The 9479-nt window shown below is 33.3% G+C and carries 12 protein-coding genes and 1 pseudogene; 4 read left to right on the forward strand and 9 right to left on the reverse strand.

Annotated features, from left to right (window positions below):
• The 3 genes from GQ589_RS10900 to mtgA all read left to right on the forward strand — a co-directional run.
• Window positions 1-249, forward strand: a 249-nt coding sequence (locus tag GQ589_RS10900) for an IS30 family transposase (RefSeq protein ID WP_160426152.1), incomplete at its 5' end; no start/stop codon positions are given.
• A 129-nt stretch (window positions 250-378) separates the two neighbouring features.
• Complete coding sequence (gene mobB, locus GQ589_RS10905; protein ID WP_202115088.1) at window positions 379-873, forward strand: molybdopterin-guanine dinucleotide biosynthesis protein B; 495 nt, start codon at window positions 379-381, stop codon at window positions 871-873.
• Window positions 874-923: 50 nt separating this feature from the next.
• On the forward strand, window positions 924-1616 hold the full coding sequence (gene mtgA, locus GQ589_RS10910; protein ID WP_160426157.1) for a monofunctional biosynthetic peptidoglycan transglycosylase: 693 nt from the start codon (window positions 924-926) through the stop codon (window positions 1614-1616).
• A 3-nt stretch (window positions 1617-1619) separates the two neighbouring features.
• Here the strand turns inward: mtgA and cobB are convergent, their stop codons facing one another.
• Together cobB and GQ589_RS10920 are read right to left on the reverse strand one after the other, a co-directional pair.
• Window positions 1620-2303, reverse strand: coding sequence for a Sir2 family NAD+-dependent deacetylase (cobB, locus tag GQ589_RS10915; RefSeq protein ID WP_160412636.1), 684 nt, complete (start codon window positions 2301-2303; stop codon window positions 1620-1622).
• A gap of 56 nt (window positions 2304-2359) precedes the next feature.
• On the reverse strand, window positions 2360-3175 hold the full coding sequence (locus GQ589_RS10920) for a hypothetical protein (protein WP_160401715.1): 816 nt from the start codon (window positions 3173-3175) through the stop codon (window positions 2360-2362).
• A 209-nt stretch (window positions 3176-3384) separates the two neighbouring features.
• On the opposite strand from GQ589_RS10920, the gene GQ589_RS10925 reads away from it, so the two are divergent.
• Window positions 3385-4074, forward strand: coding sequence for an aspartate/glutamate racemase family protein (locus tag GQ589_RS10925; protein ID WP_160412569.1), 690 nt, complete (start codon window positions 3385-3387; stop codon window positions 4072-4074).
• A gap of 4 nt (window positions 4075-4078) precedes the next feature.
• On the opposite strand, the gene GQ589_RS10930 is transcribed toward GQ589_RS10925, so the two are convergent.
• From GQ589_RS10930 to GQ589_RS10960, 7 genes and pseudogenes are all read right to left on the reverse strand, one after another.
• Complete coding sequence (locus GQ589_RS10930; RefSeq protein WP_160412567.1) at window positions 4079-4288, reverse strand: helix-turn-helix transcriptional regulator; 210 nt, start codon at window positions 4286-4288, stop codon at window positions 4079-4081.
• A gap of 12 nt (window positions 4289-4300) precedes the next feature.
• A complete protein-coding gene (locus GQ589_RS10935; protein WP_160426159.1) occupies window positions 4301-4879 on the reverse strand; it encodes a DUF2975 domain-containing protein in 579 nt (192 codons plus the stop codon).
• 168 nt (window positions 4880-5047) lie between these two features.
• Complete coding sequence (gene rpoH, locus GQ589_RS10940; RefSeq protein WP_160401711.1) at window positions 5048-5908, reverse strand: RNA polymerase sigma factor RpoH; 861 nt, start codon at window positions 5906-5908, stop codon at window positions 5048-5050.
• Between the two features lie 204 nt (window positions 5909-6112).
• Complete coding sequence (ftsX, locus tag GQ589_RS10945; protein WP_160401710.1) at window positions 6113-7084, reverse strand: permease-like cell division protein FtsX; 972 nt, start codon at window positions 7082-7084, stop codon at window positions 6113-6115.
• Entirely contained in the window at window positions 7084-7743 is a 660-nt protein-coding gene (gene ftsE, locus GQ589_RS10950) for a cell division ATP-binding protein FtsE (protein WP_160401709.1), read from the reverse strand. The genes ftsX and ftsE overlap by 1 nt, the downstream gene beginning before the upstream one ends.
• Window positions 7744-7752: 9 nt before the next feature.
• Window positions 7753-8676 (reverse strand): annotated as a pseudogene (gene ftsY, locus GQ589_RS10955) (signal recognition particle-docking protein FtsY); the annotation flags it as partial.
• Between the two features lie 121 nt (window positions 8677-8797).
• Window positions 8798-9361 carry a pseudouridine synthase gene (locus GQ589_RS10960; RefSeq protein WP_160426160.1) on the reverse strand — a complete coding sequence of 188 codons (564 nt, stop codon included), beginning with the start codon at window positions 9359-9361 and terminating at the stop codon, window positions 8798-8800.
• Window positions 9362-9479 lie beyond the last annotated feature (118 nt).

The raw sequence follows: 9479 nt of genomic DNA on the forward strand, positions 1-9479 counted from the left end.
ACTACCGTATACTTTGCGGAGCCTTATAAAAGCTGGCAAAGAGGCACAAATGAAAACACCAATGGCTTAATACGTCAGTTTATACCTAAGTCAGCGGCCATTTCATTCGTTGACGACGAACAGATAAAGGAAATACAATATTTATTAAACTCACGCCCAAGAAAATGGCATAAGTTTAAAAGCCCTGCCTCCTTTTATTCGAAGGAGTTAAGACAAATTGCACTTCATGGTGTAATCCAGGTTTTTTAAAACAAAAATCTCAATAAAATCAATACCTTTCCTGACCACTTTTTGATAGATATACTCTTAGCTTTTTCATCGTAAAAAATGGTGTATATTAGTTTTTAATTGAATCTAACTATTTTGAATCACAACACGATGAATATAAGAAAAACGCTCGCTATTTGTGGTTACAGTGGCAGTGGTAAAACAACTTTATTAACTAAGGTGATTTCGCTACTTGTTGAGCAGGGCTTTAAGGTGGCGACTTTAAAACATGCGCATCACGATGTTGAATTTGATATTCCAGGAAAAGATAGCTATCAATTGCGTAAAGCCGGTGCTTTACAAACAATGGTTGCTTGCGATAACCGCTACGCTTTAATTTGTGAAACACCCAATAAATCAGTGGATTTGCAGACTTTAATTAATCAATTTTCTGATGTTGATATTATTTTAGTTGAGGGGTTTAAAGATGAGCAAATCCCTAAAATTATTTGTCACCGAGGCTGTGTTAAAAAACCACTTTTTATTGATGATTGTACTTTGGCGGTTGCTAGTGATGAGCCGTTAGATACAAATATACCAAGATTTGATATTAATCAGCCAATTCAAATTGCTGAGTTTATAAAAAGTTATTTATTAAAACGTTAATATATCGTATCTTATTTGCTAATTTTTTACGTTGTTTTATCTAAATCAGCATGAAGCCTTTATTCAAAAAATTTTTAAACATAACAAAAAAAGCGATAATTGGATTTATGCTATTGTCCGTTTTGCTTGTTGTGTTAATGCGTTGGGTTAATCCTTTGGGTTCAATGCTGATGGTAGAAAGAAAAATCACTCATTGGAACATTACTCAACAACGCACATGGAAAGATTGGGATCAGATTTCTGATAATATTAAAATAGCCGTTATTGCTGCCGAAGATCAAAACTTTTCTAATCATTGGGGATTTGATTTTAAGGCGATTAATCGGGCTTTGAAGCATAATCAAAATAATAAAAAAATTCGTGGTGCCAGTACAATTACTCAGCAAGTCGCCAAGAATATTTTTTTATGGCCATCACGTAGCTGGGTTCGTAAAGGATTTGAGTCGTGGTTTACACTTTGGATCGAACTTACTTGGTCTAAACAACGCATTCTGGAAATTTACTTAAATAGCGTTGAATGGGATGAGGGCGTTTTTGGTATTGAGGCGGCTTCTCGTCACTATTTTAACGTTAGTGCTAGCCAATTAACGCCGACTCAAGCAAGTTTGCTGGCAGCGATTTTGCCTAATCCAAGAAAATGGCGTCCGGTTAACCCTAATAGTAATATTCAAAAAAAAGCAGAATGGATTCGTACCCAAATGAATAATTTGGGCGGTAAGTATTATTTAGATAAACTTGAATAATAGCTAGATGAATGTTTTTATAAATTCAGGCACCACTTTACTTGCGGGTCCGTAAATTTTGGTTTGAAATAGACTTTCACCTAAGCTGGGCTCTAAATTAAGTTCAATCGTTTTTGCACTTGTTTGGTTAGCAATTTGCACAAATCCCGCCGCAGGGTAGACATTGCCTGATGTGCCAATAGATATAAAATAATCCGCTTGCGAAAGCGCATCATAAATTTGTTCCATTTGTAGGGGGATTTCACCAAACCAAACTATATGTGGGCGAATGAGTTTGTTTTGTTGATAATTCACATCGTTAAAGCAATCAATTATTTGTCCTGTTTTTTCATTACGAACTTTTAATAATTCACCATGCATGTGAATAATATTTTTAGATCCAGCTTGTTCATGTAAGTTATCCACATTTTGTGTCACAATTAAGACATTGTCAGTACCTAATTTTTGTTCTAACTCTGCCAGCGCAAAATGAGCAGCATTAGGCTTTACGTTTGGGTGTTGTAATTTACGGCGCAACATATTATAAAAATCATGTACTGCTGTTGGGTTACGCATATAGCCTTCGTAAGTTGCTACGTCATTAACATCATAACCTTCCCATAATCCATTTTGGGCTCGAAAGGTTGATAAGCCCGATTCGGCCGAAATACCTGCGCCGGTTAGGATAACTATTTTAGGTATTGTCATCATTTATTGCACCTTTACAATTTAACTAAGATTATTGAAAGCAAAATATGAGCCATTTATTGGCTGTATTCGGTAGTAAAAATATGCAAAGCAGGTTTGCTAAGTTTTTGATATTGACTGTAGGCACTAGCCACTTTTAACCGGATATCGGCCTTTGATTCGCCATTTAACCAACCGTTAATCATTGCGTGCACACTATACGCTTCGGGCGCCATACGATGCAAAGTCAAAATAAGCGGAGTAATACCTAGGCGCGATAGTGGTGGCGTAAAATATTGTTGGCTTTTGCAAGCAAATACTGCCGCATAACGTGATTTTTGTTTTTCTTGTTGCTCTTTTGATAATGTATTCCAACGCCAACTATCAGGTAAGTATTTTTTCCATGACCATTCCATTAATGAATCATGACCAATATAGACAACCAGATCTGCACTTCCCCCTGCTATCACCGTTTTATTATCCAATTTAAATACTTTTGCCTTTTTGCCTGCTGAATAATCAATAAAATCATCAACAGTATCGTTAATATATTTACCATTATACGCCTGTGCAATTAGATAAACATCTTTGTCTTGGTGTTTGTAAATAATCTCTTCTAATATTATTCCTGATTTGGGACGATTAATTTGCACAACTTGCCACTCTTTTTGCTTAGCAAAATAGGTTTTAAAACCATAAGCCGCCCCCCAATAAAGGTTGTTTTTGGGATCTTGACCATTACCTATCGCCTTTGGAACTGGTGCTATCTTTTGATATTTGTTATCACATAGTGCCACCAAAACATGGATCACCTTGGGTTCGGCAAAGCAGGGAAAGGAGAGTATAAAATAGATAATCGGTACAAGCCATAACTGTGTTTTTCTTTTCTTCATTCGAGATTGTTACCTTAACGGTTATATTTATAACGTTATTATTTTTATATAGACTTTATAGCATATATATTCGGTTATTTAGCAAAAAATAGTCAAAATTGTTGATTATCAACATAAATAATCCTGCAGTAAATTTACTTATCACTGTTTATTGTAGATAATGAAACAAGTTAACAAAAATAAATAAATTTTATATAGGTATATAAAAAATGAAAACAATTGGTTTAATCGGTGGTATGAGTTGGGAAAGCACAACAACTTATTATCAAGTTATTAATCAAACTATTGCTAAATCATTAGGTGGATTGCATTCAGCTAAAACGATTTTATATAGCGTTGATTTTCAAGAAATTGAAAGTTGTCAGGCCAATAATGAATGGCATAAAAGTGCAGAAATTTTAATTGATGCCGCTAAAAGAGTGGAACTTGCTGGTGCAGATTTCATTGTTATTTGTACTAATACCATGCATAAAGTCGCAGATCAGATCCAAAAAGCAATTAATATTCCAATTATTCATATTGCCGATGTGACCGCTAAACATTTACTAGCACAAAATATTAAATCAGTCGCTTTGTTAGGGACTAAATATACAATGGAGCAGGACTTTTATAAATCTAAACTGTTCGATAAAAATTTAAATGTGCTTATTCCTGAAGCCCAAGACAGAAATATCATTAATCAGATCATTTATGATGAACTTTGTAAAGGTATTATTAAGCCTGATTCTAAGCAGGCCTATCTTAATATTGTTGATAAACTCGTTAAAAATGGCGCAGAAGGCGTTATTTTAGGCTGCACTGAAATTGGATTATTAATCTCTCAATCCGATCGCAATACACCTTTTTTTGATACCGCCTTAATTCACGCACAAGAAGCCGCATTACTTGCAATAAGTTAATAATCTATTCTTCGTTCGTATATTCTAATATATCACCCGGTTGGCAATCTAAATGTTTACAGATTGCCTCGAGTGTTGCGAGTCTAAATCCTTTGACTTTACCTTGCTTAAGTAATGATAAATTTTGTTCTGTAATACCAATTGTTGCCGCTAAATCTTTTGATTTAACTTTACGTTTAGCAAGCATGACGTCTAAATTTATTATAATTGGCACATATGACTCCTTTTAAATAAATTGTTTATTTTCTTCATCTAGTTGGCAAGCTTTTTTAAGTATTTGACCAATGAACATAATACTAATCGCAATAAATAGCGTTATGATTTCATCACTAGAAAAAGAAATAGAAAAGTAACGTGCTGATGCATCTTGATTATAAGTTAAGATCATTGTTAATAACGGTTCAGATAAAAAACGTATTACCTCCCAACAAACAAGTAATTTGCCAAAGATGTAACAATGGTTGGCTGATTTTACTGAAAAATATTCAGATTGACTGTAATTGATAAACAATAGTCTAAGTTGATAAAACGCATAAATTAAAATGAGTATTAATGAAGTTTCCATTAATGTTGCGATAGTCGCTTGCCATCCTGCTAAAGATTTAGGATCAACATAATCTTCCCCACTAGTGAAGAAAGAAAACCCTGCGAATTCAAGTCCAATATTTGATATATCAAAAAAATAATATAAGAATGGAGATATTGCGCTAACTAACAAAATTAGAATTGGAATTAATGTTAATAATGCCATAAATCGACAATATTGATTTAACTGAGAATGTGTTTTAGTTATATCTGTATTCATCTTTAGACCCTTTTTCTTTATAAAAAGTGAACACAGTATAACATTGGAAAAACGAAAAACAATAATAAATTAAAATAAAACGATAATTTTTTATTATTTTGTTTGTCTGTATTGTAAAAAAGCCTTACTTTTTAAAGTAAGGCTTAGGAAGTTAATATTAATGAAAAATTATGCTTCGATAGCAACCCTTAACTTTTTCATTGCGTTTTTTTCAAGTTGGCGAATACGTTCAGCCGAAACGCTGTATTTATCAGCTAATACTTGCAATGTTGATTTGCTATCATCAGCATCTAACCAACGTGCCTTAATAATATCTTGGCTGCGTTCGTCTAGTTGTGATAGTGCATCATGTAGTTTATCTGTCGCATCATTTTCCCAGTTGTCATTTTCAATTGATTTGGAAAAATCAGAGTTACTATCTTCTAAGTATAGGGCCGGTGCAACAATTGAATTGTCATCGTCATCGCTGTCAATATCAAACGACATATCTTGTGCAGACATGCGTGATTCCATTTCAAGTACGTCTTTACGGCTTACACCTAATTCATCCGCAACCATATCCACTTCAGCACTACTAAACCAACCTAAACGTTGTTTAGTCTTTCTTAGATTAAAGAATAACTTTCTTTGTGCTTTAGTTGTCGCAACTTTAACAATACGCCAATTTTTTAATACATATTCGTGGATTTCAGCTTTTATCCAATGTACAGCAAATGAGACTAAACGAACACCCATTTCCGGATTAAAACGTCGCACTGCTTTCATTAGACCAATGTTGCCTTCTTGAATTAAGTCTGCTTGTGGCAAGCCATAACCAGAATAACCACGTGCAATATGCGCCACAAATCGTAAATGAGATAAAATTAACTGGCGAGCAGCATCGACGTCATCATCATAATAAAGTTTTTCACCCAATGATTTTTCTTCTTCTGCAGTTAACATTGGGTAGGTGTTAATCATGCGAAGGTATGATTCTATATTTCCTTGTGGGATTAAAGCACCTACTTGCATTTTTAAATCAGTACTCATTTAATTCCCCCTTAAATTAAGTCATTTTGTTACATCATCAATTAAATGTAACAATTAAAAACGTTAAAATAACGTTCATTTATTATTTAGACCAACAAACCATAAATTAGTTCATACTTTTTATTTTCAATTAATAATAAGTATTCACTTAAGATTTACAGCTATTAAATTTGTTTTATATTCTAGTTAATTATGGAAAAATAACTAGGTAATTCGTGTTATTTTTAAATATTTTTTTGTCGCAATAAGCGATGAAAACCATCCTATAATCATAGTAATAAGCATGATCAATATGCTTTCATCCCATAATAGCCCTTCGATATTGATTATTGTTCCAAATACATCTGAAACATTCAATATAATTGACTCTATTTGAAAAATAAATATTTCCGATAGAATTAAAGAAATAATTGAACTAATAAAGCCAATAAGAATACCACTATAAAGAAAAGGACGTAAAATAAATCCCTCGGTTGCACCAATTAATTGCATGACAACAATCGTTTGCTTTCTAGCAAAAATATTCAAGCGAATACTATTTCCTATTACAAGAGATACAGCAATAATCATAAATACCGAGATGATCCATACAACAGATTTAATCATGTCTGTTAACGCGGTTAGTCGAGTAAACCAACTATCATCTAACTTTATATCATCTATACCATCAAGTTTAAGTAATTCAGTTTGTAATTGATGCAATATAACTGTTTTTTTTGCTTCTTCTTTAGGCATAACAATAGCTACTGCGGGTAGCGGGTTTTCGTCTAATAAATCCAATGCATTACTAAATCCTGACCATGTTTTAAATTCTTCTATTGTTTTTTCTCGAGAAAGATAATCAACTTGAGCAACTTCAGGATAAGATTTAAGTTTAGTAATCAATTCAGTTGTTTGTTCTTGGGTTAAATCTTTATTAATATAAATCGTTAAATTAGGCGTTGGATACCATTGTTTTGCAGTTTGATTAGCATTTTTCCAAAGAAGGTAACTAATAGTCGGTAAAGTAATTGAAATAGCAATAACAAAAACGGTCAATAGCGAGGCAAAAATATGTTGAGAAAAATCATTAAAAGTATTACGCCAAGCATAGCCAATTTGTCTTTTCCAACGAGAAAAAAAACTATTATTGTCTTTTTTCTTTAATTTAGTCGGTTTGTTATTAGCGTAATTCATTAACTTTTAACCTCTAAAAGCCCTTGATTTAAATGCAGTATTCGATGGTGTCTGCGACGAATAAGTCCCATATTATGGGTCGCCATCAAAACCGTTACGCCTGCTTGGTTAAATTCTTCAAAAAGCTTTAAAATATCCTTGGATAGTTTATCATCTAAATTACCTGTAGGTTCATCAGCAAGTAAAACACTAGGACGATTAACAATAGCTCGCGCTATGCCAACTCGTTGCTGTTCTCCACCTGATAACTGTATAGGATAAAATTTCATTTTATTTAATAATCCAACTTTATCCAATGATGCCGAAACACGCCTGCGAATTTCTTCCGCTGATTTACCTAAAATGATTAATGGGATTGCAACATTATCATAAACAGTATGATCCATTAATAATTGATGATCTTGAAAAATCATCCCAATTGTGCGACGTAAAAACGGCATTTCATGCCTACTTAATCCCGAAACGTCAACGCCATTTAATAACACTTTTCCATCATTAGCTTTTTCTAAACCACAAATCAATCGCATTAAAGTGCTTTTACCAGCACCAGAATGTCCTGTTAAAAAGGCCATTTCTCCCGGTAATAACGTAAAGTTTATATTTTGTAATGCCGATTTTCCGCCAGAATAAACTTTACTTACACGTTGAAATTGGATCATGATTTCTCTCTATTCATCTGCTTGATCAAACAAAGCATTAATAAAATCATCTGCAACAAAAGGTCTTAAATCATCAATTTTTTCACCCACACCAATATAACGTATAGGAATACTAAACTGATCTGCAATACTAAAAATAATTCCACCTTTTGCAGTACCATCTAGTTTAGTTAATGTCATGCCAGTAACGCCAATAGCTTCATTAAAAAGTTTGGTTTGACTAATTGCATTTTGACCTGTGCCTGCATCAATCGTTAACATAATTTCATGTGGTGCCGTTTCATCTTGCTTTTTGATGACTCGTACTATCTTTTTCAGCTCGTCCATTAAATGAGATTTGTTTTGTAAACGACCAGCAGTATCAGCAATTAATACATCTATTTTCTTGGCTTTTGCTGCCTGTATTGCGTCAAAGATGACAGATGCTGAATCAGCATTGGTATGTTGTGCAATAACTGGAATGTTATTACGCTCTCCCCAAACTTGTAACTGTTCAACAGCCGCTGCACGAAAGGTATCACCAGCAGCAAGCATAACTGATTTGCCTTGTTGTTGAAATTGACGGGCTAATTTGCCAATTGTTGTTGTTTTACCTACACCATTAACGCCTACCATTAAGATAACAAAAGGACTGTGGCTATTAATATCAAGCGGTTTATCTACGCCACTTAAAATTGAGTTCATTTCTTGTTTTAAAAGCTCATGTAATGCATCGGCATCTTTCAGTTCTTTTCTTGAGGCTTGTTTTGTTAAACTATCTATAATTCTTTGTGTTGTATCAAAGCCTACATCAGCAATAAGCAATTGTTCTTCTAGTTCTTCAAATAGGGCTTGATCAATCTTTTTGCCTTTAAATAAACTAAGAAAACCAGATCCAATATTTTGTTTAGTCTTAAAAAGACCTTTTTTTAAGCGAGAGAAAAATCCTTCTTTTTTTTGTTCAAACATAAATAATTTACCCTAAGATCATTCCTAATGATCATTCTATCTTATTTTAGAATAAAGCCCAATGCATTCAATAAAAGAGACTAATATTATTTTTTCAAATCTTTTGTTAAAAATAAATATCTTGAGTTGTGATATAGCGCCAATCACTTAATGGTAATTGATGAGTAAATAGATTATATTTTCCAATTTGAACTCTAACCAATCTTAAACAAGGAAAACCAACAGCAGCACACATTCGCCTAACTTGTCGATTTTTTCCTTCTGAGATTGTAATGCTAATCCATGAAGTAGGTATTGTTTTGCGTTCTCTAATAGGAGGGATTCTTTCCCATAGTTCTTTTGGGTCATCAAGAAAATTTGCTATAGCTGGCGCTGTGTGGAATTCTTTTAATTGTACGCCTTTTCTTAGTCTATTTATAGCTTGTTGGTTGATAATACCTTCAACTTGTACCCAATAAGTTTTAGGTAATTTAAATTTTGGTGAGCTGATTTTGGACTGTAATTTTCCATTATTCGTTAATAATAATAATCCTTCACTATCAGTATCCAAACGTCCAGCAGGATAAAAATTAGGTAATTGTATAAAATCTTTTAATGTCTGATATTTTTCATGCGGTGAAAATTGAGTTATGACATTAAATGGTTTATTGAAAGCTATTAAAGTATTCATTTACCAATCTATATTAATCAATTAAAACCCCAGAAAGCAAAAAAGCCCAGCATCACTGCTGGGCTCATCTATTTAAAAGTCTGGCGGCACCCTACTCTCACATGGGTAATACCCACAC

This window comes from Gilliamella sp. Pas-s27 (assembly GCF_009795865.1).
Classification (GTDB): Bacteria; Pseudomonadota; Gammaproteobacteria; order Enterobacterales; family Orbaceae; genus Gilliamella.

What these genes read in the sequence shown, in the direction of transcription:
- GQ589_RS10960 (WP_160426160.1), bottom strand. Translation starts at nt 9,361, where the DNA reads ATGAATACTTTAATAGCTTTCAATAAACCATTTAATGTCATAACTCAA.
- mobB (WP_202115088.1), top strand. Translation starts at nt 379, where the DNA reads ATGAATATAAGAAAAACGCTCGCTATTTGTGGTTACAGTGGCAGTGGT.
- ftsX (WP_160401710.1), bottom strand. Translation starts at nt 7,084, where the DNA reads ATGAATTACGCTAATAACAAACCGACTAAATTAAAGAAAAAAGACAAT.
- GQ589_RS10920 (WP_160401715.1), bottom strand. Translation starts at nt 3,175, where the DNA reads ATGAAGAAAAGAAAAACACAGTTATGGCTTGTACCGATTATCTATTTT.
- GQ589_RS10935 (WP_160426159.1), bottom strand. Translation starts at nt 4,879, where the DNA reads ATGAATACAGATATAACTAAAACACATTCTCAGTTAAATCAATATTGT.
- rpoH (WP_160401711.1), bottom strand. Translation starts at nt 5,908, where the DNA reads ATGAGTACTGATTTAAAAATGCAAGTAGGTGCTTTAATCCCACAAGGA.
- cobB (WP_160412636.1), bottom strand. Translation starts at nt 2,303, where the DNA reads ATGACAATACCTAAAATAGTTATCCTAACCGGCGCAGGTATTTCGGCC.
- mtgA (WP_160426157.1), top strand. Translation starts at nt 924, where the DNA reads ATGAAGCCTTTATTCAAAAAATTTTTAAACATAACAAAAAAAGCGATA.
- GQ589_RS10925 (WP_160412569.1), top strand. Translation starts at nt 3,385, where the DNA reads ATGAAAACAATTGGTTTAATCGGTGGTATGAGTTGGGAAAGCACAACA.
- ftsE (WP_160401709.1), bottom strand. Translation starts at nt 7,743, where the DNA reads ATGATCCAATTTCAACGTGTAAGTAAAGTTTATTCTGGCGGAAAATCG.